This window comes from Desulfotomaculum sp. 1211_IL3151, assembly GCF_036763075.1.
In the GTDB taxonomy this organism is placed as follows: domain Bacteria; phylum Bacillota; class Desulfotomaculia; order Desulfotomaculales; family Desulfotomaculaceae; genus Desulfotomaculum.
The window spans coordinates 95,813-119,918 of the sequence record NZ_JBAIYV010000063.1; the positions used below are offsets into that span (position 1 = coordinate 95,813).

The 24,106-nt window shown below is 45.2% G+C and carries 20 protein-coding genes; 12 read left to right on the top strand and 8 right to left on the bottom strand.

Going from position 1 to position 24,106, the window contains the following annotated elements:
* Window positions 1-166: 166 nt before the first annotated feature.
* From V6C11_RS18130 to V6C11_RS18145, 4 genes are all read left to right on the top strand, one after another.
* Window positions 167-1,102 (top strand): cation diffusion facilitator family transporter, encoded by a 936-nt coding sequence (locus V6C11_RS18130; protein WP_442886096.1) that lies wholly within the window; start codon window positions 167-169, stop codon window positions 1,100-1,102.
* Window positions 1,103-1,272: 170 nt separating this feature from the next.
* On the top strand, window positions 1,273-2,589 hold the full coding sequence (locus V6C11_RS18135; RefSeq protein ID WP_333532646.1) for an MFS transporter: 1,317 nt from the start codon (window positions 1,273-1,275) through the stop codon (window positions 2,587-2,589).
* 77 nt (window positions 2,590-2,666) lie between these two features.
* Window positions 2,667-3,119, top strand: a complete 453-nt coding sequence (locus V6C11_RS18140; protein ID WP_333532615.1) for a response regulator — start codon at window positions 2,667-2,669, stop codon at window positions 3,117-3,119.
* 53 nt (window positions 3,120-3,172) lie between these two features.
* On the top strand, window positions 3,173-4,243 hold the full coding sequence (locus V6C11_RS18145; protein WP_333532616.1) for an ATP-binding protein: 1,071 nt from the start codon (window positions 3,173-3,175) through the stop codon (window positions 4,241-4,243).
* 7 nt (window positions 4,244-4,250) lie between these two features.
* On the opposite strand, the gene V6C11_RS18150 is transcribed toward V6C11_RS18145, so the two are convergent.
* From V6C11_RS18150 to V6C11_RS18160, 3 genes are read right to left on the bottom strand one after another with little or no spacing between them, the layout of a single operon-like run.
* A complete protein-coding gene (locus V6C11_RS18150) occupies window positions 4,251-5,561 on the bottom strand; it encodes a methylhydantoinase (protein WP_333532617.1) in 1,311 nt (436 codons plus the stop codon).
* Window positions 5,562-5,564: 3 nt separating this feature from the next.
* Window positions 5,565-6,683 (bottom strand): DUF917 domain-containing protein, encoded by a 1,119-nt coding sequence (locus V6C11_RS18155; RefSeq protein ID WP_333532618.1) that lies wholly within the window; start codon window positions 6,681-6,683, stop codon window positions 5,565-5,567.
* 6 nt (window positions 6,684-6,689) lie between these two features.
* Window positions 6,690-8,390, bottom strand: a complete 1,701-nt coding sequence (locus V6C11_RS18160) for a sigma-54 interaction domain-containing protein (protein ID WP_333532619.1) — start codon at window positions 8,388-8,390, stop codon at window positions 6,690-6,692.
* Between the two features lie 413 nt (window positions 8,391-8,803).
* Here V6C11_RS18160 and V6C11_RS18165 point away from each other — a divergent pair, with 413 nt between their 5' ends.
* The 6 genes from V6C11_RS18165 (at window position 8,804) to V6C11_RS18190 (ending at window position 15,854) form a co-directional block, all read left to right on the top strand.
* Entirely contained in the window at window positions 8,804-10,129 is a 1,326-nt protein-coding gene (locus tag V6C11_RS18165; RefSeq protein ID WP_333532620.1) for a purine-cytosine permease family protein, read from the top strand.
* Between the two features lie 26 nt (window positions 10,130-10,155).
* On the top strand, window positions 10,156-11,256 hold the full coding sequence (locus V6C11_RS18170; protein ID WP_333532621.1) for a DUF917 domain-containing protein: 1,101 nt from the start codon (window positions 10,156-10,158) through the stop codon (window positions 11,254-11,256).
* Complete coding sequence (locus V6C11_RS18175) at window positions 11,256-12,803, top strand: hydantoinase/oxoprolinase family protein (protein ID WP_333532622.1); 1,548 nt, start codon at window positions 11,256-11,258, stop codon at window positions 12,801-12,803. The genes V6C11_RS18170 and V6C11_RS18175 overlap by 1 nt, the downstream gene beginning before the upstream one ends.
* Before the next feature lie 10 nt (window positions 12,804-12,813).
* Complete coding sequence (locus tag V6C11_RS18180; protein ID WP_333532623.1) at window positions 12,814-13,635, top strand: nitrilase-related carbon-nitrogen hydrolase; 822 nt, start codon at window positions 12,814-12,816, stop codon at window positions 13,633-13,635.
* Between the two features lie 11 nt (window positions 13,636-13,646).
* Complete coding sequence (locus V6C11_RS18185; RefSeq protein ID WP_333532624.1) at window positions 13,647-14,561, top strand: DUF1177 domain-containing protein; 915 nt, start codon at window positions 13,647-13,649, stop codon at window positions 14,559-14,561.
* Between the two features lie 207 nt (window positions 14,562-14,768).
* On the top strand, window positions 14,769-15,854 hold the full coding sequence (locus V6C11_RS18190; RefSeq protein ID WP_333532626.1) for a dehydrogenase: 1,086 nt from the start codon (window positions 14,769-14,771) through the stop codon (window positions 15,852-15,854).
* A gap of 243 nt (window positions 15,855-16,097) precedes the next feature.
* Here the strand turns inward: V6C11_RS18190 and V6C11_RS18195 are convergent, their stop codons facing one another.
* Complete coding sequence (locus V6C11_RS18195) at window positions 16,098-16,553, bottom strand: hypothetical protein (RefSeq protein ID WP_333532627.1); 456 nt, start codon at window positions 16,551-16,553, stop codon at window positions 16,098-16,100.
* Window positions 16,554-16,732: 179 nt separating this feature from the next.
* Window positions 16,733-17,068 carry a hypothetical protein gene (locus V6C11_RS18200; RefSeq protein WP_333532628.1) on the bottom strand — a complete coding sequence of 112 codons (336 nt, stop codon included), beginning with the start codon at window positions 17,066-17,068 and terminating at the stop codon, window positions 16,733-16,735.
* 239 nt (window positions 17,069-17,307) lie between these two features.
* On the opposite strand from V6C11_RS18200, the gene V6C11_RS18205 reads away from it, so the two are divergent.
* Together V6C11_RS18205 and V6C11_RS18210 are read left to right on the top strand one after the other, a co-directional pair.
* Window positions 17,308-18,876 (top strand): methyl-accepting chemotaxis protein, encoded by a 1,569-nt coding sequence (locus V6C11_RS18205; protein WP_333532629.1) that lies wholly within the window; start codon window positions 17,308-17,310, stop codon window positions 18,874-18,876.
* A 309-nt stretch (window positions 18,877-19,185) separates the two neighbouring features.
* Window positions 19,186-20,409, top strand: coding sequence for a GGDEF domain-containing protein (locus V6C11_RS18210; protein WP_333532630.1), 1,224 nt, complete (start codon window positions 19,186-19,188; stop codon window positions 20,407-20,409).
* Window positions 20,410-20,499: 90 nt separating this feature from the next.
* Here V6C11_RS18210 and V6C11_RS18215 read toward each other — a convergent pair whose 3' ends face one another.
* Genes V6C11_RS18215 through V6C11_RS18225 form a run of 3 tightly spaced genes read right to left on the bottom strand, consistent with a single transcriptional unit; the run spans window position 20,500 to window position 24,026 of the window.
* The gene (locus V6C11_RS18215) at window positions 20,500-22,785 is read right to left on the bottom strand and encodes a xanthine dehydrogenase family protein molybdopterin-binding subunit (RefSeq protein ID WP_333532631.1); all 2,286 of its coding nucleotides are present in this window, start codon (window positions 22,783-22,785) and stop codon (window positions 20,500-20,502) included.
* Window positions 22,786-23,235: a (2Fe-2S)-binding protein gene (locus V6C11_RS18220; protein WP_333532632.1), complete on the bottom strand. Its 450-nt coding sequence runs from the start codon at window positions 23,233-23,235 to the stop codon at window positions 22,786-22,788.
* Window positions 23,226-24,026 carry an FAD binding domain-containing protein gene (locus V6C11_RS18225; protein WP_333532633.1) on the bottom strand — a complete coding sequence of 267 codons (801 nt, stop codon included), beginning with the start codon at window positions 24,024-24,026 and terminating at the stop codon, window positions 23,226-23,228. Before V6C11_RS18225 ends, V6C11_RS18220 begins: the two co-directional genes overlap by 10 nt.
* Window positions 24,027-24,106 lie beyond the last annotated feature (80 nt).

A 24,106-nucleotide genomic window follows, 5' to 3' on the forward strand; every position in this document is an offset into this window, starting at 1 on the left:
TGTTGAAGGGGGTTCGGACATAATCCGAACCCCTTTTAATGGTCCTTTTTCAGAATAGCTAGCCAAAAACGAAAGGCTGACAGCTAAAAGCAAAAAAATTGAAACTTCCCCAACGAATGATCATAGAGTATTATTAGATCAAAGATTATACCCTTCCCAAAAAGGGGTGGTTGGGTTGAGTGCTAAGATAAGGGCAGCAAGATTATCGATCATGTCTAATGCTTTGTTGACCCTCGGTAAGTTGGCTGTTGGCTTTTCTATGAATTCAGTAAGCGTAATTTCAGAAGCAATTCACTCGGGTCTTGATTTAATAGCATCTTTTATTGCATTTTCGGCCGTGAAAATTTCTGCTAGACCAGCTGATGAATGTCATAACTTCGGCCATGGAAAGTATGAAAACGTTGCCAGCGTCATTGAGGCTGTGTTGATTATCGGTGCGGCCATCATGATTATTTGCAATGCGATACCAAAGCTCTTAGGGGAGGTTGTCATTAACCATCTTGGTCTAGGGGCTGCGGTGATGGGTATTTCCGCCTTTGTCAATTTACTTGTCTCAAGAAAACTGATGAAGGTTGCCAAGGAAACGGACTCACCCGCCTTAGCCGCGGATGCCTGGCACTTGTTAACGGATGTTTATACTTCTCTAGGGGTATTTATTGGCATAGTTGTCATTTATTTTACTGGTTTTACCATCATCGATCCAATTGTTGCCATTGCGGTTGCTTTTTTAATTCTTAAAGCGGCTTTTAACTTGATCAGAGGTTCCATGGACAGCATTCTGGATGCCAGACTGCCTCAAAATGAAGTTAGTATCATTGATGAAACCATAAAACGCTATTCAGACCAGATCATTGATTATCATGATCTTCGCACAAGAAAATCTGGCAGCGAGAGATACATTGATATGCATTTGCTAATTCCCAAGTGTTGTACTCTGGTGGAGGCACACCATTTATGTGATCAAATAGAAAAGGATATTCGTTTGCAGCTTCCGAATATTTGTATTTTAATCCATGCAGAACCATGCGGCGCGGAATGCTACGCAGAGAATTCACCCAATCGCTGTAAACGCTGCAAAAAACATTATAAAGTATTCCTATAGAAAACCTGTGAAAAGATCACGGGTTTTTCTTATTTTTTTGTATATAATATTAATTGGCAATTTTTATGGCAAGGTTGACTTCTTAGTGCTAAAATTAAAGAAAAATAGGTTTTTTTGTCAATAGGAAAATTTTGGGACTGTTGACACAAGAGGGGAAAGGATACAAGTTGATGGATATTGCAAAAAGGTTGGACAGGCTGCCGGTGGTTCCCATGCATTGGTCAATTTTACTGGCCACTGGTATTGGCTGGCTATTTGATTCCATGGATGTCGGATTGGTTTCTTTTGTTATGCCTGCCCTGCAGAAGGAATGGGGACTGTCACCATCAGAGCTTGGTTTAATTGGCAGTATTGGCATGGTGGGGATGGCCCTGGGGGCCGCCCTCAGTGGAACCTTAGCGGACAAATATGGGCGCAAGAAGGTGATCTTATTTACCTTAGTTTTATTTGGCCTGGCCACTGGTTTTGCTGGGCTGGCAACTGGTCTTACCACGATGCTATTGGCGAGATTTTTTGTTGGCCTGGGATTGGGTGGTGAATTACCTGTGGCATCAACTCTGGTTAGTGAGATTTCCCCCTTATCCGTGCGGGGACGTTTTGTTGTTCTATTGGAAAGCTTTTGGGCCTGGGGGTGGATTGCCGCAGCCCTCATAGCCTATCTACTGATTCCGCAATATGGCTGGCGAATTGCCTTTTATATTGGCGCGGTTCCGGCACTGGCTGCTGTTTTCCTCAGGCGAGCGATACCGGAGTCACCACGGTTTTTAGTACAACAGGGCCGCTACCAAGAGGCGGATGCCATTGTTTCTCAAATGGAGCAACAAGCGGGCATGAAGGTAGATGAAACCAGTAAGGATTGGACCCTTGTTAAGGAGCAGGGTGTTTCTTTCCGTGAACTTTGGTCGGGATCATTTTGGCGGCCCACCCTAACCCTTTGGATATTATGGCTGGGTATTAACTTCGGTTACTATGGCTTTGTTATGTGGATTCCTACTTTATTGGTGGGTAAGGGCTTTTTGGTAATTAAGAGTTTGCAGTTTGTCTTAATTATGACTCTGGCACAGGTGCCAGGCTATTTTACTGCTGCCTATTTAATAGAAGTAATTGGCCGCAAAGCGGTACTGATCCTTTATTTAGCTGGTACTGCGGTTTCGGCCTACTTCTTTGGTCAAAGTAACACAGTTACTGAGATTATGGTTATGGGAAGCCTCCTTTACTTCTTTAGCCTGGGTGCCTGGGGGGCGGTTTATGCCTATACACCAGAAAACTACCCAACCCGTGTCAGGGGCACGGGTGTTGGTTGGGCTGCTGCGGTGGGTCGCTTAGGTGCCATCGCGGCCCCCTATGTGGTAGGTGTGCTTTATGAGGCCCTGGGAAATGAAAATGGCTATGCGGTGGTCTTTTTTATGCTAACAGCGGTTTTTGCCATCACGGCCCTGGCAGTTCTGTTTTTGGGCCAAGAAACCCGAGGCAAGATCTTAACCTAGCCTTTAACCGTTGGCGATTCGTTTTTGGTTTTTTGGCTAAGGGCTAACAGCTAAAATATTTGGAACGGAGTTATGTTATGAGTGAAAAAGTAATTTTGTTGGTGGAAGACAACCCTGATGATGAGTTTTTAACCTTGAAGGCATTAAAAAAGAACAATCTGGCTAATGATGTGGTGGTGGCCAGGGATGGCGTGGAGGCTTTGGATTATCTGTTTGGTACGGGGATTTATGAGGGGCGTGATACCAGTTTCATGCCGGAGGTTATGTTGTTGGATTTAAAACTTCCCAAAGTCAGCGGCTTAGAAGTATTAAAAAGAATGAGAAGTGATGCACGGACAAAATTTGTGCCAGTGGTTGTTCTGACATCGTCCATTGAGGAAAGGGATCTTGTTGAAAGCTACCAGCTAGGAGCAAATAGCTATGTTCGAAAACCAGTAAATTTTATAGAGTTTACCGAGGCTGTCAGGCAGTTAGGTCTGTATTGGATGGTACTAAACCAATTGCCAAACGAAAAAATGTCAAGGAGTTAGGGTGTAAATTGCTTAATTAACGTTAATGCACGATAGCTGGGGGTTTTAGGCGAATGACAAAGGATCTTCGAGTATTAATCGTGGAGGACTCAGCGGATGATACCCTGCTTCTTTTACGGGAATTGCGCAAGGGTGGCTATAATATTTTCTATCAACAGGTTGATAACCGACAAGATATGCTTGTTGCCTTGGCAGAAGCAAAATGGGATATTGTTATTGCAGACTATGTGATGCCTAGTTTTGGAGGCATGGACGCACTTCGGTTGGTTAAGGAAAGGGACCTGGATATTCCCTTTATCATTTTATCAGGGAATATTACGGAAAGTACAGCGGTGGAGGCCATGAAGGCCGGGGCCCATGATTATATTGTCAAGGGTAATCTGGCCCGACTGATTCCTGCCATCGAACGTGAAATTCGTGAGGCTGCAAGCCGAAAGCAGAGAAAGCAATTAGAAAAAGAGATGATTCGCTTAGACCAATTAAATTTGATTGGTCAAATGGCAGCCGGGATAGGCCACGAGATCCGCAACCCCTTGACCGTAGTGCGTGGTTTTTTACAAATGCTGGCGGATAAAGAATGTGCCCAGTATCAAGATTATTTTATAACAATGATTGAAGAAATCGATAGAACCAATGATATTATTTCCGAATTTCTTTCCCTTGGCAGAAACCACACGAGTCAGTTAGATTGGCATCCGTTAAACCCCATTATTGAAAATATAGCTCCCCTCCTTCAGGTGGATGCACTGGGGAGGAATAATACGATAGAAATTAAGCTGGAGCAACTTCCCCAGGTACGTCTTAACCCTGCGCAAATCCGTCAGGTCATTCTAAATTTAGCCCGCAATGGTTTAGAAGCAATGCCCCAGGGTGGTTGTCTAACCATTCGTACCTTTACTTCCGGTGATGAAGTCATTCTTTCCGTTTCAGATCAAGGCCCCGGAATTACCCCAGATGTACTTGCTAAGATAGGCACCCCCTTCTTCACAACCAAGGAGCGGGGGACTGGTCTGGGCATGACCGTTTGCCATGGCATAGCAGCAAGACATCAGGCAACCATCGATATTGAAACGGGATCTTCAGGAACAACTGTCCTATTAAAATTTAAAACCAAGCCTTTATAAAAATTATTTATCGATAGCGGCCGTATACACCAAGGTGGACGAGGGTTGTTTGTTCTGGCAGGTAACGAATGAAACGTTCGTCCCAGAACCTCGACCATTCACCCAGTGGCTGCAACTGTTCAGAAATAAGTTCTTGATCTATTTTATCCCACAGTGCTGCTTGTATTTTTAGGCGGTTTGCATCTCTGTAGTCTGAGAGGCAATATTCATGTTCGATACAGACAGGTGCTGCCAAAGCACCTGTCTTAGTGTGGGGATTGCAACTAATTACCGGCAAGTAGAGACGCTGACAGATGCGAAATAATATTGATTTTATTTCGCTGTCTGGCAAATCGATCACAACGGGTATAGACTCATTGGTCATATTTAATGAGGTTAATATTTCTTTAATGGCTTTACCCAAGCTATCCGAACTGCGGTGATTCGGCAAAATTACCCTTCGGGTGAAGGGGTAGGGTATTTGGAAGGAAGCCTGGCGGTAATGGATTGGGGCACTGGGTGCGTGGGGTAAGCCCTGCTCCGTCAGCCCAAAAATAAGTTGTTTATCCTGTTGAAAAACTTTAATGACATGTCCGGAAAAAGGAGAGTCAATCAGAAAACATCCTGCCATGGGTGCCTTGACCGTATAAATAGGAAACTGGCGTGCCTTTGACTCGGTCATCAGCATACCGTTACCGCGCAGGGTAAGGATTTTAGCCTCAATTCCTACTTTCTTCATTGCTTGATGCAGCTTATTATAAAAATGGTTAACCCCTGGCAGCAGCAGGGTATTTATTAATAACAGGTTTTCCCTGGCCGAATAACCAATTTTATTTAAGGCAGAACCGATAAGAAATGGTAATGGACCAAGATGTTTACTCACCAGGGGCTCTAGAACCTCCCTGGTCAAGTGACGCCATGTAAAATAGGAAGGATTAATGGCCAAGGCACTTAGCCTTTGGGTGCTCATTTTTTTCAGGATATCCTCCAGGCCCCCGAGACTATCCACTGTTCCTGTGATAACAAGTTCTTGTAAGGAAGAGTGTTCCAAGGGGTGATGATCCCTGGTTATCTTAGGGAGATATCGGATATAACCAATTTTGTCCCGGCTAATTTGACCGACCTCAAAAAGGTCAAGAAAATCACAGGTAATCAAAAGGGTTTTGATTTCCGCGGGAGCAGCAACGGACTGCTTGAGCAGATCATTAATTAACCTGTCAAAGGTATCGGATAAATCACGGTCATAACCAACTTGGCCGGTTGCCGATAGGATATCTTCAATGGCCAGAAGGCAGGAAATGTTTTTTTCTTCCAAATATATGCTCAAGGTATAGTTCATAGCTTAAACTCCATTTTTACCAAAATAGTAATCAGGGTGAAACATCTCTAAGGGCTCATAACTGGACTTATAACCAAAGGAGGCCGGGCCAACCACGGTCAAGGCTTTGGTGGTACGCAGCATATTGGGACAGGGTATACCAATGACCGCTATTTGCATGCCATTATATATTTCATTATTATTGATGGGCTTACCCGAAGGATATTCGAGAAAAGAAATGATGTCCGGCACCATGGCCACCATTTTATCATTGCGATAGGCAAAGACGTTTTCATTTTGTATTAGTACCTGAAAGCTATCCGCTTGATAATGTTTAATTCCTTTTAAGACCACGGATTTTAATTTTTGCGTGGCAATATTACCTATTTCCACCACAGAGCCAATAAATAGTTCGATGGCCTGGCCATAGATAGAGTTTTTCGTTACATGGCTTAAACCCTGAAAGGTATCTTCATAGGGACCATTTTTTAAAGCAAGCCCCATCTCCAGGGCGAAGGAAAGGGTGCCTGGCACGATGAATTCTTTCATTTCCCTGCCAGTCATAGCCTGCCCGGCAAAGTAGCCCACTCCCCCATACTTAACCAGAGCTTTCCTTATATTAAGGTCAAACAGAAAGTTATCTTCATGGAAAAACAAGTCCTCTTTTCCCTCGGAGTTGGCAAGGGCAGAGGGAGTGCCAGGTTGGCCGTAGATATGAAAGGTGGTCATATGCAATTCCGGGAAAGCCCGGCCCATGCCGTCGCCGTCAACTAATGGAATACCGGTTTTAGCTGCCACCATTAGGGGATAGAGGATATTAATGCCCGCAGCTTCCAGGGCAAAAAGGGCATCTACCTTACGGTTAATGGCTTTTTCCAGTAGGTTAATGGCTCTTTTTCCTTCGCTGCCATCGGGTAGGTTTTCTTCCATTAGTTCCGGCGAACCAAGCAGCCCAACCGAAGCAACTGTATAATTATCAGGTAATTGATGATAGGGGATCACTTTAATCCTTTGCTTATTTCTTTTTAAATCGTTCTCCAGCGGGGTAGTCAAAGTGAATGCATTGCCGCCACCGCCGGAACCTAAGAGGATACTGCCCAGGGTTAAGGGAAGGATGTCTTGGTCAACAAAATTTTCCCGCATCATTGCTTACTCCTTGATCTTATATTTTTTGATCCGACGATAAAGTGTCGCCAGACTGATTCCCAGGACAGCGGCGACTCTTTTTTTGCCCTCGGTATGCCAACCATAACGATTAAGCAGGTCAATTATTTCTTGCTGGGATCTTTGTTCCTTCGTTTTTTGGGGCAAGGGAGCCGTGGTATGGACCAGAGGGGTTTTCTCGTTGGTTAGTTGTCGAATATTTAAGGGTAAATCCCCGGGGGCAATGATTTCTTGATTATGAATATTAACCAGATATTCGACCATGTTTTCTAATTCCCTGATATTTCCCGGCCAATTATAGCCAAGCAACTTCTGTAGGGCGGCGTAAGACAAGATCCTAAAGGGTTTCCTCAGCAAAAGACAATATTTTCTCAGGTAATAGTTAAGCAATAACTCGATATCCTCTGGACGTTGTCTTAGTGGAGGGATAAAAATGGGTATTACATTTAATCGAAAGAACAGATCCTCCCGAAAGGTGCCTGCCTCAATCATTTCTTCCAGGTTGCGGTGAGTGGCGGCCACCAGTCGTATGTTAATAGAAATAGGACGGGATCCCCCCACACGTTCGATACTCTTTTCTTGGATTACCCTTAGGAGTTTAGCCTGAAGGGTTAAGGGCATATCACCAATCTCATCCAGAAAAAGCGTACCATTGTTGGCAAGCTCAATGATACCTGGTTTTCCACCTTTTTTGGCACCTGTAAAGGAGCCTTCTTCATAACCAAACAATTCACTTTCCAGAAGTGACTCTGGAATAGCGGCACAATTGATGGCCACAAAGGGACCACCGGACCGCAAACTCAATTCGTGAATGGAGTGGGCGAATAACTCTTTACCAGTGCCGCTCTCGCCCCGCAGCAAGATAGTGGACTCAGAACCTGCAACCTGTTTAACCATACTAATTATTTTTTGCAGGGCAGGGGATTTACCGATTATTTTAGGTAACTCCGGTGCGGGTGGAACTCGTTGGGGTGTAGGGTTAGTGGGTATGGCATTTTGGCTATGATAAAGTGCTCCGATAAACTTTTTATCATGATAAAAGTTTTTAACTTGGATTTGTAAAGGGGTTTCCATTAAGTTAAAGTTATTGCCAAGGGTTTTAAAACTCTTTGGGTTTTTGTTATTCTCCAAGTAATGGGGAAGTTTAAGTTTTTCTGCCGGCTCGTTCATGGTACTTATTTCCCTTTGTTCGTCCATTAAGACAACACCCTCTGGGATGAGTGATAATAGATAATGGATTTGCTGGGTATGCAGCAAGTCTTTTTTTATCTGGGCATTTTGCCTAAGTAGAAATTCGATATGTTCTGCATAGTTTTTGAGGTGACGCAACCAAGGATTTAAGCCCAGGGTTTTCATGTAATCCAGAGCTGTCTGGGTAAATTGCAGACATACTCCGCTGCCTGGCTCCTGGCTATTTTCCAGAAAGGGGAAAAACAACTCCAATGCTGTTGAGCAGGTATCAACCACTGGACATTTCAGGCACAGGTGGTGTTGTCTGGGGGAATTGATTACAACTGAGCTGTTTAGCTGTTGGGCCTCCCCTATGATTGGCCATTCCTTGACCAGGGTGTGAGGCGAGGGTAAGGTTGTAAAGATTATTTTCTGCCGATACCAAAGGGTAATCTGACAGGGTAACAAATTTTCCAAGCTATTAACAGCCGCAGTTATTGCCCCACTGATAAGCATAGGTCTTCCTCCAAATGTTTAATAACTATACTATATACCCCTGGGGTTTATGTATCAATATGCAAATTAATGATAAAGTACGAGAAAATATGAGAAATATATATATAAAATTAATAAATAAGCAAACATGATTGAGAAAAAAGGTGTAAAATGAGAAATGTGATTTAGCCATCCGTCTTCAGCTTAAAAAAGATAACGGCTAATCCTCAATGGACCCCTAAGCAAAACATGCAAAAAAGCGGAAGGCGGAAGGCTGATGGCCAAGCAGCTCCTGTTATCCTATTCGTTGCTGTTTTTAACAGTGTTTTGCAACAACTCCGATTCTCACAAAACCATGGCATTGTTTTTGCATAATAATAGTCCTGCCGGTGTCTACCTGAGAAATAATTTTATCTTTTTGAGGAGGAGTATTGATGGCAAATCTACACGGCGGCGACGATTACTCGTTAGCTAGGGTACCAATGGAGGCCAGGCGGCCAATGTGGGAGGTACTGGTGATCCGTATTGGTTCCCTAGCCTGTGTTTCCCAGCTTATGTTAGGTGCAGCACTGGGTTATGGTATGACTTTTTGGGGTGCCTTTTGGGCAACCATGCTGGGCAGTGTTCTGCTGCAGGTGGTAAGTTATGCCCTGGGTGCTGCGGCGGCCAGAGAAGGCTTATCCACCAGTTTGTTATCCCGCTGGGCCGGTTTTGGTAAAATGGGTTCCTCCATTATTGGGGGGGTTATTGCTATTGCCCTGATGGGTTGGTTTGGTGTGCAAAACACGGTTTTTGCCGAAGGGCTATTAGAGGCCACTGGCCTTTTCAATGTCCAAGTTTGGGCTATGATTACCGGGCTGGCTGTAACCGTCATTGTGGTTTTTGGTTTCCGGTTGTTAAGTCTGACTGCCAATATTTCGGTACCCTTGTTTATTTTGGCCGTAGGCTTTGCGATGTATCAAGTGTTGTCCGGTCATGATGTGGGGCAGTTAATTCATGCCAAACCTGCCGGGGAACCTCTGAGTTTTGCTGTGGCCACCACCATGGTGGCAGGGGGCTTTATGATTGGTGCCATTATTACCCCCGACCTAAGCCGTTTTATGAAATCAGAAAAAGATGTATTCTGGATGACTCTGATTGGTACCTTTGTTGGAGAATTGGGTATGAACATGATGTCTGTTTTAATGGCTCTGGCAGTTCGCTCCAGTGATATCGTAACGATTATGCTATCCCTGGCCGGTTGGATCGGGGCAGCCATCGTTATTTTCTCAACCATTAAATTAAACGACATCAACCTTTATTCCTCGAGTTTGGGTATCACCAACATGCTCAATGCCCTTTTCCAATGGAAGGTAAACCGCGTTACCGCCACTTGGGCCATTGGCGTTATTGGAACGGTTCTCTCCATGCTTGGCATTATTAATTATTTTGTTGATTTCTTAGTATTCCTGGGGGTAGCAGTGCCGCCGGTGGCTGGCATTATGTTTGTGGACTATTATATTTTAAAACGAAACCGGCAGATTCTGGATGAGAGCAGGGAGCGGGGGGCTTTACCAGATTCCTGTGAAATATGGAATCCTGTGACCATGGCTGCCTGGTTGCTTGGTTTTCTGGTGGGTTATTTTGTTACCGACACCGGCATTCCTGCCATCAACTCCTTGGTGGCCGGTGGACTGGGCTACTATATCGGCATGAAAGTGTATGCCATGGTGTCAAACCAGAGCCAAGTAGAATTTGCTAAGACCCACGAAACTGTTTAATTTTTATTTTAAGGAGAGAGTTTTAAATGCGCATCTTAGATATTCAGGCCATTGAAGATATAGCCTTGGGTGCAGCTTTATTGGGTACCGGGGGTGGCGGTGATCCCTATGTAGGGAAACTGATGGCTATCCAGGCTGTGGAAGAGTTTGGTCCCATTAAACTTTTAGAGCCAGATGAAGTTCCCGACGATGCCTTGATTGTGCCCACTGCCATGATGGGTGCACCCACGGTATTGGTGGAAAAGGTGCCCAGCGGCGAAGAGGTTATGAGTGCCTTTAACTCCCTGGAGAGCTATCTGGGTTCTAAGATTTATGCCACGATTCCCATTGAAGCGGGTGGTGTTAACTCCATGATCCCTCTGGCCTTGGCTGCCCGGATGGGTATTCCGGTGGTGGACACAGATGGCATGGGCAGAGCCTTTCCAGAATTGCAAATGGTGACCTTTCACTTAAATGATATATCTGCCACCCCGATGGTGCTCTGCGATGAAAAGGGCAATAGTCTAATGTTAAATACCGTTGATAATGTCTGGACCGAGCGTTTGGCCAGAAATGCCACGGTGGAAATGGGTGGCTCAGTGATGCTGGCCATTTATCCCATGCAAGGCTTACAACTGAAAAAGAGCGGCATCCACGGCATTATTACCCTAACGGAGAAAATTGGCCGGGCGATTCGGGAGGCCAAGGTAAATCGGATGGACCCCATCAAAACAGTACTAGGGGTAACCAATGGTTTTGAGTTGTTCCGGGGCAAGGTTGTGGATGTGGCCCGTAGAACCGTGGGTGGTTTTGCCCGGGGTGAAAGTAAACTGGAAGGCATTGACGCCTATAGAGGACAGGCCCTGACTCTAAATTTCCAAAACGAACACCTGATTGCCAGGACAGAAAATGAAGTGCTGATTACCACACCGGATTTAATTGCCGTTCTGGATGCCGAAACCGGCCGCCCCATTACCACTGAAGGGCTAAGATACGGAGCCAGGGCTGTGGTTATTGGTATTCCCTGCCACCCCCATTGGCGTACGGCCAAAGGTATTGCCACAGTAGGACCCCGCTATTTTGGTTATGATCTTGATTACATCCCATTAGAGGAAAGGGTTCTAAGTAACAAGGGGGGTCAAGAATAATGGGTTTCAGAATTGGTATTGACGTAGGCGGCACCAACACCGATGCCGTAATCTTGGATCAAAACTTATCTCCTGTGGCTAAAACGAAAACACCCACCACGCCGGATGTATCCACTGGCATCTATCAGGCCATGTCCATGGTACTGCAGCAGGGGGCAGTGGAACCCAGTAAGATTAAATATGCCATGCTGGGCACCACCCACTGTACCAATGCCGTGGTGGAGCGCAAGCGTTTAAATAAAGTGGCGGTAATTCGACTTGGCTTACCGGCCACCGGTGCCATCAAACCACTAACCGGTTGGGCCAGTGATCTGCGCCAAGCCATTGGCAACCTACAATTTTTGGTGAAGGGCGGTCATGAGTTTGACGGCAGGGAGATTGCTGCCTTGGAGGAACAAAGGCTGCGGGAAATTGCCAAGGAAATCAAAGGCAAAGCGGACTCGATCGCCATTATCGGTGTTTTTTCGCCGGTCACCAATACCCACGAATTGAGGGCAGCGGAAATTATGCGGGAGGAATTGGGCGATATCCCAGTATCTCTTTCCCATGAAATTGGCAGTGTCGGTCTCTTGGAAAGGGAAAATGCCACCGTGCTGAATGCCGCTTTAGTTGATGTGGCCCGGACCACAGCGGCAGGTTTCATCGCCGCACTGCAGCGGGAGGGCATTGATGCCAGCGTTTACTTTGGCCAAAATGACGGAACCTTAATGGCTGTGGACTACGCCACCCGTTACCCCATTCTAACCATTGCTTGCGGCCCAACCAACAGTATCCGAGGGGCCTCCTATTTAGCCAAGCAAAAGAATGCTTTGGTGGTTGATGTGGGTGGTACCACCACCGACGTGGGGGTATTGGTCAACGGTTTTCCCAGGGAATCCTCCATCGCCGTAGAAATCGGCGGTGTGCGCACCAATTTCCGCATGCCGGACTTAATCTCCATTGGACTGGGCGGCGGCACCATTGTACGCAATGAAAGGGGTATCACCGTTGGCCCGGACAGTGTGGGTTACCGGATTACCGAAGAAGCCATGATTTTTGGCGGCAAAACCCTGACCACCTCGGATGTGGTAACCGCCCTGGGTTTAGCAGCCATGGGGGATGCCGGCAAGGTGAAAGACCTGCCCAAAGAAACCCTGGACCAAGCTTATGGTCAAATCGTTGCTATGACCGAGGACGTCATCGATCGGATGAAAACTAGCTCAGAGCCGATTCCCGTTATCCTGGTGGGTGGTGGCAGTATCATCCTGCCGGATCAATTAGCCGGGGCTTCGGAAGTAATACGCCCGGCTCACTACGATGTGGCCAATGCCATTGGTTCGGCCATAGCCCAGGTGAGCGGACAAGTGGAAAGGGTCTTTTCCATTGACGAAATGGGACGGGAAGGGGCCATCCAAAGGGCTAAACAAATGGCCATTGAAGAAGCAATCAAGGCCGGTGCTGATCCAGACAGCATCGATATTGTTGAAATTGAAGATGTGCCACTGGCATATTTACCGGGCAATGCCACCAAAATCAGAGTGAAGGCCGCCGGCAATCTGGTGGTATAGGTGTTGGGTGATGAATAGAAACGTAACCATTGGATTAATTCAAATGGACTGTGTACTGGGGGATGTCCCGGCCAATGTAGCCACAGCCAGTGACAAGATCAGGCAGGCGGCAGCCAAGGGAGCACAAATCGTTTGCCTGCCGGAGCTTTGCACCACCGGCTACCGACCGGAGCTTCTAGAGAATAGATTATGGGAGCTAACGGAACCTGTACCCGGTCCCACCACGGATATATTTTGCCGGTTAGCGAAGGAATTAGGTATTTATATTATTTTGCCCATGAATGAAAAGGGTGCCAGTACCGGCCTGATCCATAATGCTGCTGTCTTTATCGACAAGGGCGGCCAGGTGCAGGGTGTTTTCCGTAAGGTCCATGCCTATGCGACGGAGCGTTATTATTTTACCGATGGCAACCATTATCCCGTTTTTGAAACGGAATTTGGTAAGGTAGGGGTTATGATTTGCTATGATATGGGCTTTCCCGAGGTGGCAAGGATATTGACTCTCCAGGGGGCCGAGGTGATTTTTGCCCCTTCGGCCTGGCGCCAGGAGGATGAAGATATCTGGGATATTAACATAGCTGCCCGGGCCTTGGAAAACAGGCTCTTTGTGGCAGCGGTGAATAGGGTCGGCAGGGAAGAAGATGTGGTTATGCACGGCAAAAGCAAGATTGTCAGTACCAGGGGAAAAACCTTGGCCGAGGCAGCCCGCTTCGAGGAAGATATTCTGGTGGCTACGGTGGATTTGGCTGAATTGATCCAAGGGCGCCGGGAGACCCCCTATTTAAAGGATCGCAAACCGGCCGGCTATGGCTTAATTACGCAAACTTATTGAGGTGGCGACCGATGTTAAAACAGGTAATAGAAATTTATGAATTACTGGATAGTGCCGCGGTAACGGGACAACAAGTGGCAGATTTACTGCAAAGCCGGGGGGCAAATAAGGTTACCGTAAAACAGGTACAGGGACAGGCTGGTTCGACTGATTTCATTCGAATTGATGTACCCGGTACCTGCGGCAAGTCAGCGGGGGGAGCGGCACCCACCCTGGGAGTAATTGGCCGCTTAGGAGGCATAGGCGCCAGACCCGAGCGCATTGGTCTGGTATCCGATGCTGACGGGGCCATTGCCGCCTTGGCTGTGGCCCTCAAATTAGTGGAAATGCAAGCAAAGGGAGACAAATTGCCCGGGGATGTGATGATCACCACCCATATTTGCCCCCATGCACCGACCCAACCCCACGAACCGGTACCCTTCATGGGGTCCCCGGTGGATATGGAAACCATGAATCGCTATGAAGTGGACCCAGCCATGGACGCTATTTTATCCCTTGACACCACCAAGGGTAACCGGGTGATTAACCACCGTGGTATTGCTATTTCCCCTACCATCAAAGAGGGATACATTTTAAGAGTCAGTGAGGATTTATTAACGACCCTGCAGATCACCACCGGCCGTCTGCCGGTAACCTTCCCGGTGGCCCTGCAGGATATAACCCCCTATGGCAACGGGTTGCACCACATTAACAGTATCTTTCAGCCCTCGGTGGTGACAAGCTCACCCCTGGTGGCGGTGGCCATCACCAGTGAAGTAACGGTACCAGGCTGCGCCACCGGAGCAAGCCACGAAACCGATATTGCCGCCGCAGCCAAATTCTCCCTGGAAGTGGCCAAAGACTACGGTGCCGGACGCTGCCAGTTCTATGATGCCGGGGAGTTTAAACTTTTGCAAAGTTTATATAGGCTGCCGATGGTTAAATAAGTCAGTTTGTTGAATAAGTTAAAACCGATAATCTTATTGCAAAAGAGAGAGTCTCCGGTGTTGGAGGCTCTCTCTTTTTATTAGTCTAATATTGGAAATCCACCTTAAAATCAATTTTTATAGGTTTTTTTTATTTTTTGAGGCATATTAAGAGGATCTACAGCCAGAATGTATATGTGTTACTTATAAAGGAGACAGAAATAAAACATGAAGCATAAAAATGATTTAAAGATTGCCATTATTGGTGCCGGACCAACGGGCTTGGCCTGTGCACTGGAGTGTGAAAGACTTGGGGTTATTGCCGATGTTTTTGAAAAAAGCTATAACGTTGGCTGGATATGGCCAGGGATAGTTGTTTTTGTCAATGTCTTTGAAAGGGGAATGGGTGACGTTAGGGAAAACTTTCGCAGGGAGTATCATCTTGATTTAAAACCTTCTGGAGTATGCAGAAGTCTTATATTAAAGTCACCCAATGCAAAAGCGGAAATAAATAGTCATTTGGGTTATTTTTATTATCGGGGTAAACACCCTGATTCTATTGAAAATCAGTTAATAAGAACATTGAAAAGAACTCCCATTCACTTTAACCGTCCGGCGGATTATAAAGAATTGGCTAAAAGCTATGACTATGTTGTAGTAGCCACAGGCAAAGATACCGCAGCCAAGGAGTTAGGGGTTTGGGAGGATATGGGGCGGGTTCATATCCGAGGAGGTTTGGCTATGGGAGACTACCCTCCCAATGCCACAACCTTTTTTTATGACACCAGATATGCAGGACATGGTTATGCCAAATTAACTCCTATTACCACTACAGAGTTGGAACTAGCCTTATATTGCATAGGGCATGACGAAATGGAAGTAGACAGCTTATTTAATGAGTTTATTGTGCGGGAAGGGCTGGAACACTTAGAGTTTACAATGAAATACTCCTTGCCTGTATTTTCTACGGGAAAAGTTAGTAAGTTTCAAATAGACAATGTCCTATTAGCCGGACGTGCTGCAGGTTTAACCGAAAGACTGATGGGTGCTGGTGGTGTAGCAGCCATAATTAGTGGAATTATGGCTGCCAGAGCCATTATCAATGGGAAGGATTATGAAACATTGATGAAGCCACTTAAAAATCATATTGAAAATATTTCAGTTTTACGCCAGCCCTTAGAAAAGCTTGATAATAAAGGTTTGGATAGGCTAATTACAACCATGGGAACACCGGGTATAAAACATGTTTTTTATGATACAGACATAAATTTTATTGATATGGCAGGAGAAGTACTTAAGGGGATATATAAATAGATAAAATTTTAGGGAACAACCTCAGTGTTGTTCCGCATCACTCAAGTTCTGGGATATTTCCAACATTTACCCATATGATAAAACAATAATTATACAAAATATGGGTATTGGGGCTGAGAAGATAAACGGGAATTTTTGCTGATTCGCATGATAGTCGCTCTTAAGTTGAAATTTATCATAAGTCAGAGGTGCTGCTCTTGCACCTCTGACTTATTTTACAGATGCTGTGTGGTAGAAGTTAAATTACTTATTGTTGTTTTGCAAGGCACCATGGATTCGATTGTATTTTTTGTTATTCTCGTGCCAAGCGACGATTCCTACCACTAAATTAAAGGCTAAAAGAAACAAGGATATCCATACGAGTGTACTGCCTGGTAACTTTGAAACGATCTCTAATGGGGTACGACCATTGCCAAAGAGTTGTGAGGTACTTATTAATACGATCATTGAAACAAGTGATCGTGTCCCTTCCCGAACAACATTTACCCAAAACCCTTGCTCTTTCGCTTTTTGCCATCTCTTATAAAATCTAGCCTCAAATTTTTCAGCCAAAATGATTCGATAGATTGCAATTGGTATAAAAAGAATAATCACTACGTAATAAAGAACGGTATAGTGAATCTCCTCAAAAAAAGGTAAAGCGAATAGAAGTACAGATAGCATGGTTATAGCGATGATCTGATTCGATTTGTTGTTCAAACCCACTGCTCCACTCCTTAAAGATTAAAAGTTCGCCAATCAGCCTATAGAATTAAGCCAATCTTTTTGATCGATTTAATTATCTTCTTTTAGGAAGACCGTAATACCTCTTTGAATTATTTGCTTCGCATTTCCTATCATATGTGCATGAACCCTTTGACATGGGTCATGGGTTTGGTCTAGTCTTTTCGGTCTGATTCGGAAAGCATTTCTAAACAGAGACTGGAGAGTAAGGTAAGCCCACTCTTTTTCACCCAAAATCTGCGACATTCGTTGCCCTCGATATAGCCCGACCACTGTGAAAATAGGTTGTTCAATGCAAGGGCCTGTTCCTTATAGGCACCTTCCACCAATTCAGAGAAAAAACCGGTTTGGCTATATTTTGTTGATAAATATTCCAGAATGCTCTCCTTTGCCATTTCTCTTTCAATATCTTCTATCTTTTCTGTATGTCCAAGATCAATTAGCCCGTTAACACATAAACCAAATAATCGTAGAGCCTGGCTTGATTTCATGATTAATACCCCCTTACACAGTAGGTTTAAACACAGGATAGGGCAAACCCTTTGAACAAAATGCGACATATTACTACTATTTTGTTGAAATGATTGTCAAGGAAAATTGTTATAGGTCTAAAAAGGCAGCAAAGAATTTCATTAGTGAAATATAGTTCATATGTACTTTTTTATTTGTTAAGGTATAATATTGATATGGTAAAATTGGTACGGTAATTTTTAAAGGGATGGGGTATACGATGGCAAAAAAATCAATTAAATTTCAGCTTCTGGGTATTGTCATTTTAGTCTTAATAATGGCAATTACCGCCACGGGATATGAAGCTTACCGCATGGTAAACGAAGCAACAGATACTTCCGTTGTGGAGAAGGCAAAGGGTGACCTAGCCTTGGGTGAGGCCTTTATAGAACAAGCCTTTCCAGGTCCCTGGAGGGTGGAAGGTGATCAGTTATATAAAGGTACCACATTAATGAATCATAATGACGACATTGTTGACAAAATTGGTCAACTAACCAATGATACTTGCACGATCTTTTTAAACGATCAGAGAGTTGCCACAAATGTAAAAAAGGAAGATGGCACGAGGGCCGTGGGTACCAAGGCCTCCCAAGAGGTAATCGATACAGTTATTAAACAGAAACAACCCTATTACGGTGAGGCAAATGTGGTCGGGGTAATCTATCAAACTGCCTACAAACCGATCTATGATCAAGCGAACAATGTCATAGGCATGTTTTACGTTGGTGTTTCAAAACAATTTGTTGATGGTATGCTAAATAAGGCTTTAAGAAATATTTGCCTGATCAGTTTCGTTATTCTGGGTATATCGATCGTAATTATTCTCTGGCGGATTAATAAAACGGTCATACAGCCCATCAATAAATTGAAAAGCGGTTCCACGGCCATTTCAGAAGGCGACTTAAACCAGGAGATTACGGTTACCGTACATAATGAATTGGGTGAATTGGCCAATAATTTTAACAAAATGGCTGCTAATTTAAAACAAGTCATCCGTAAGTTAGCAGTGAATTCCTTTGACTTAGCCGGTAAAAGTCAGGAGTTGGTTGCTGTAAGTGAGGAAGTCAACGCAACCATTGAAAGTATGGCTTCTAACAGCACAGAAGTGGTAGCCATCACCGAACAAAGTGCCGCCGGCTCACGCCTGGCAGCGACGGATATGGATGGGATTAATGATAAGGCTCAGCGGGGAAATCAGTCTGCTCAAAACTCTATTGAACAAATGAATACATTAAAACAAACGGTTAATACATCCGTTGAATCGGTTAAAATACTGCATGATCATTCCCAAAATATTGGTAAGATAATCGAAGTAATTACCCAAATTGCCGACCAGACGAACCTTTTGGCTTTAAATGCTGCCATAGAGGCAGCCCGGGCCGGAGATAATGGCAGAGGCTTTGCCGTGGTTGCTGAGGAGGTTCGAAAATTAGCGGCGCAATCTGCCAATGCTGCCAAAGAAATTAAAGATCTCATAGTAAGAATCCAACGCCGTGTTGAAGGTGTTCTGGAGATCATGCAGAGAAGTGAAGAAGAGGTAGCTAAAGTTACCGGTGTTATCCTGACAACAGGGAATGCCTTTGCCGAGATATCCTTGGGCGTGGCGAATTCCTCGGGTTCAATTTCCCAAATTGCCACCGGTGCCGAGCAAATAAGCAAAAGCACACAGGATTTAGCCGGTTCTTCTCAACAAATGAGTGCCATTGTTCAGCAAGTCACTGTTTCGGCCACCGCAATGAGCAAAATGGCAGAGGAATTAAACGAGATGGTAAGAATATTTAAGGTCTAAGTTAAAAACAGGGGATTTTTATGTTGCAAGAAACAAGGCCAGTGACAATTGTTGGCCTTGTTTTTTTGTACTAATCAGAAAGTATAGAATTTTAAGGATAATATTATTAGAAAAGCTAAGGCTCGCGCCAAGCTTTTCTAATAATATTATGGGTTTGTACAAGATAGGAGACATACAATGGAAAGAAAAAAATATCCAATGTTTGGGAATAATAGGTTTCTTGCAGGAATGACCTATTGCTTGTAGAAACACTGAATATTAAGAAAAATACTTTTGCTAATGGGGCTAGCACCGCAAAGGATAATCATTATGATAGCTAAAATTAAAAGTATATTCAAAAATTGGGGAACAATAGTACCGGAAATACAACGGGGCTATCTGGAAAAAACACTGGTTCATACAAATATCCTCAGGCTACGCATGATTGCCTGGTTGCTGATCTTTTTTAATGGTTTCTTCATAGGTATTCAACAGGTATTTATAGATAGAGTGAATTTAAAGCATATTGAACACATTGACCTTTCTAGAGCACTGGCAATAGCACCATTCATTACAGAACTTCGCTTGGTGATAATTGGAGTTTCAGTAGTTTTTCTATTGCTAGCCAAACCACCAGCAGCCCCGGAAGCTGTTACCAGGTGGCATGAATACTGTGAGTCAGCATTTTTACTTAGTAACCTTGTTGCTTTTTCAGTACTATCGGGGATGATACAATCCACCGGACCAGGCATAGCCACAGCATATATTATGGCAATATTGGTTGTAGCTGCTTTTTGTTACTTAAATTGGCAAAAGGCACTTTTTATCTATAGTATTGCTTGGTGTGTAATGTCTATCATGATGTGGAGGTTTCAAACAGACTGGTTAATAGCAGCGTCAGGATTTCTAAATTGTAGCGTAATGACTGTTATCGCTCTGGTTATATCACAAATTATCTATAACAGCCGAGTACAGGAAGTTTTAAATCAACAACTGTTAGAATTACAAAAGGAGAATTTGACTCGATCGAATGAGATACTCCGGAGCCTATCCTATCTTGATGATTTGACGAACATACCAAATAGACGTGATTTTAATAGTTATATAAACAGGGAGTGGAAAAGGTCTATCCGTGAAAGAAAATTACTGTCCTTAATAATGATTGATATTGATTGTTTTAAAAAATATAATGATACCTATGGTCACCAAGCTGGGGATGATGCGTTAGCTCGAGTTGCCACAACTTTAAGCGATGTTATTAAACGTCCCGCTGATCGAATCGCACGCTATGGCGGAGAGGAATTTGTAGTTATCCTACCAGATACAAATTTAGCAGGCGCTCGAAAAATGGCAGGCTTAATGAATGAGGCCGTTGAAGCACTTAATATCCGTCATGAACATTCTCCAACTGGTAAAGTAACAATTAGTCTTGGCGTAGCCTGTATGCTGCCAAAGCTTGATTTGTTACTGGATATTCTGATTGCTAATGCTGACAAGGCCCTTTATAAAGCTAAAAAGGCCGGTGGCAATCAATACTTTGTAATGGATGAATGAGTCGGGAATGGGGATACAGAAATATTGAGTATAGTCAAAAGAAATGAAGTGGCGGTTTTAGGAAAAATACCTAAAGCCGCCACTTCATTTCTAAAAATCTGTCGGATTTGTCATGGCCATAAACACTTTTTCCGGCGTAATGGGAAGTTTTGTCAGACGAACGCCCACGGCATTGTAAACAGCATGGGCTATGGCAGGTGCCGGGGTATTAATGACTACTTCCCCGATGGACTTAGCCCCAAAGGGACCAGTGGGTTCATAGCTTTCTTCAAAACCAACCAAAATGTTGCCAATGTCTTGGCGGCAGGGAATTTTGTACTGCATAAAGGAGTTGGTTAAAAGATTGCCCTTTTGGTCGTAACGTACATCCTCAAACAAGGCCATGCCGATACCCTGTACAACGCCGCCTTCCACCTGGATGCGGGCTAAATTTGGGTTTATCACGGTACCGCAGTCCACCATGGCTACGTAGTTAACCAAATCGACTTGGCCGGTTTCTTTATCTACCTCTACTTCGGCAAAACCCGCGATAAAGGGTGGCGGAGAAACGTTACTGCCGTGGCTGGCATGGCCCACCAGTTGGCAATTACCGGCACCCAGCAAGGACAGGTAGGCCAATTTTTCTAATGTAATGGCCTTTGTGCCAGCCAAGGTTTTAATGGTCTTGCCGTCAAACGCCACTTCCTCAGATGAGCTTTCAAGGAATCTGGCACCGTTTAAGAGAATCTTTTTTCGTAAATCTTCAGCGGCTTTGACAACGGCCATGCCTGTGACATAGGTGGTACTGGAGGCGTAGGAGCCCGGGTCATAAGGGGAAACGTCGGTATCCGCAGCATGAACGATGATATTTTCCAGCGAGGTTGCCAAAACCTCCGCTGCCATTTGAGCCAGGATGGTATCGCTGCCGGTGCCCATGTCGGTAGAGCCAATGAGCAAATGATAACTGCCGGCATCGTTTAGCCGAATTTCGGCAGAGGCTGTATCAATTTCGGCAATGCCTGAGCCCTGCATGGTGACCGCCATGCCCACGGCACGAACTTTCTGGCCCAGGTCTTTCCTGGGGTACTTTTCCTGCCAACCAATCAGCTCTTTGCCCCTTTCGATACACCGGTTCAGGCTGGAACTCCCGAGCAGCTTACCTTGATAGGAGAGGCAGGTTTCCCCTGCTTGGATCAGATTTTTCAGTCTGATTTCTGAGGGGTCCATTTTTAAGGCATCCGCCAGTTTATTTACGGTGGACTCCATGGCAAAGGTGCCTTGGGTGGCACCAAAGCCCCTGAGGGCTCCGCCGTTCATTTTGTTCGTATAGACTGCCTGGGCCACAAAGCGAAGGGCCTTTGTTTTGTTATAAAGGGGCAGGGTTTTTTCGCCCACCAGGGAAACAACTGTGGAGGCGTGTTCCCCATAGGCCCCGGTATCAGATAAGGCATCAATATCAATGGCCCGGATGGTTCCTGCTTGATCGGCTCCCAGGCGAACCTTGATGCGCATGGCGTGTCGACTGCTGGAGCTGGTAAAGGTTTCTTTTCTGTCATAGATAATTTTAGCCGGCAGGCCGGTTTTAAGTGTAACAATGGCCGGAAAAATTTCCGCCACGGTGGTCTGCTTACCCCCAAAGCCACCGCCAATACGGGGCTTAATGACCCGTATGCGGCTGGCCGGGATCTGTAAAGCCCGGGCCAGTTGCCTTCTCACATGAAAGGGAATCTGAGTGGAACTAACCACCACCAGCCTTCCCAGCGGGTCTAAATAGCTGTAGGCACGGTAGGTTTCCATCATGCAGTGGGCCTGGGCCTGGGTGTAATAGGTTTCTTCCACCACCACATCACACTGCTGGAATTCTGCCTCAAGATCACCAAGCTCTAACGTTTGGGAAGAAGCGATATTCTTTTCTTTGATCAAACCGGTATCAAAGTTGCAAAAAAGGTCCTCTTCCGGGTGGACAATAGAAGGGTGTTCAGTTGCCTTTTCAAAATCCAAAACCGCTTCCAATACCTCATATTCAACTTTAATTAAGCCCATTGCTTTGAGGGCGACCTTTTCATTAACGGCGGCAATAATGGCCACTTCATCCCCTACATAGCGTACCAGTTCATCCAGAATCAACCGATCATAGGGGGACGGTTCAGGGTAGGATTGTCCTGCCAGGGTAAATCTGACTTGAGGAACATCCCGATGGGTAAGGATGCAAGCCACCCCTGCTAATTTTTCTGCCTCGGCTGTATCAATGGCCTTAATCCTGGCAAAGGCATGGGGACTACGCAAAATTTTGATCACCAAGGCATTGGCAGCAGCCAGGTCATCGGTATAAGCCGGTTTGCCGGTGGCAATGGCTAGACCATCGATTTTGGCAATGCCTTTTCCTACTAATTTCATCTAGTCCACCCCCAAATACTTCTTGATGGCTCTTAATTGTCCCAGATAGCCTGTACACCGACATAGGTTGCCTGTCAGATAGTGTATGATCTCTTCCTCCGTGGGGTTTTTTAGTTCGTGCTTCATGGCCAGTACCGTCATAATGAAACCCGGGCTGCAAAAACCGCATTGTTCAGCCCCTTCAGCCACCAGTACCCGGGCAAATTCCGCGGCTTCCGACTGCACACCCTCAATGGTGGTAACTTCTTTACCCTTGACCCGATAGGCCAGGGTGGAGCAGGACAGGGTGGGTTTGCCGTCGATCCATACGGTACACAGACCACAACAGGAGGTATCGCAGCCCTGTTTGACACTTAACAGTCCGTAAGCTCTTAGGGTATCGGCCAACATTTCATCCGGTGCGATTTGCCAGGTAACCCTTTGGTTGTTTAAAATAGTTTCTATCTGCATGCCAATACCTCCGTAATCGCTCTGCTGACCAGGATACTGCACATGGCCCGGCGGTATGCGGCCGTTCCCCTCAGATTGGTGCCAAAGGAAAGTTCCTCTGCGGCCCCCCGGGCAGCATTTTTAACATCTTCTGCACGGATGACTGCTTTGTCGGATAGTTCCCTGGAGGCTTTGCTGGCAATTTCCGCCTTTAAGGGTCGTGCCCCGACGACAATGCGCCACTGATTATCGAGGCAGGAAACGGCTGTATTGAGAATGGGAAAGTCGCTTTTCGAATTTCTTAAATCCTGATAAATTGCTTTACAATTGTTCTTTTGAATGGAGATTGCTGTGAGAATATCCTTTGGATAGGGCTTCTTTAGAAAATCTGCCAGGGTCATGCTGCCCCCTTGATGCAATTTTACTTCGGTGTCCAGGGCCAGAAGTGCAGTTAGTAAATCGGAGAAGCCATATTTGGAGTAAACAGTAGCCCCCACCGTGACGATGTTGCGAAATTGTACGCCAATAATGCTGCTAACTGAGTGGGGAATAATGCCATTAAAGTGATTTTTAAGGGCGGGATGTGTTTCCAGGTCTCGAAAGGTAGCCATGGCCCCAATTTCGATGGTAGCCGGATGTTCTTGAATATAATCCAGATGAAGGTTGGCTAAGTCAATGGCCGTCCTTATTTTCTTGGAACCTAGACGCAAGTAGGCACATCCTCCAAGAATGGTATTGCTCGTATGTTCATTTAAAATTTGGTATGCTTCTTCGATCGTCTGGGGCTGCACCAAGTGATCGATTGTAAACAAAAGAACCCCCCCTTTATAGTAAAAAATATTTTTAGAAGGTAAATCATTTAAAAACAATAGTTCATTCTACCCCAAAACAC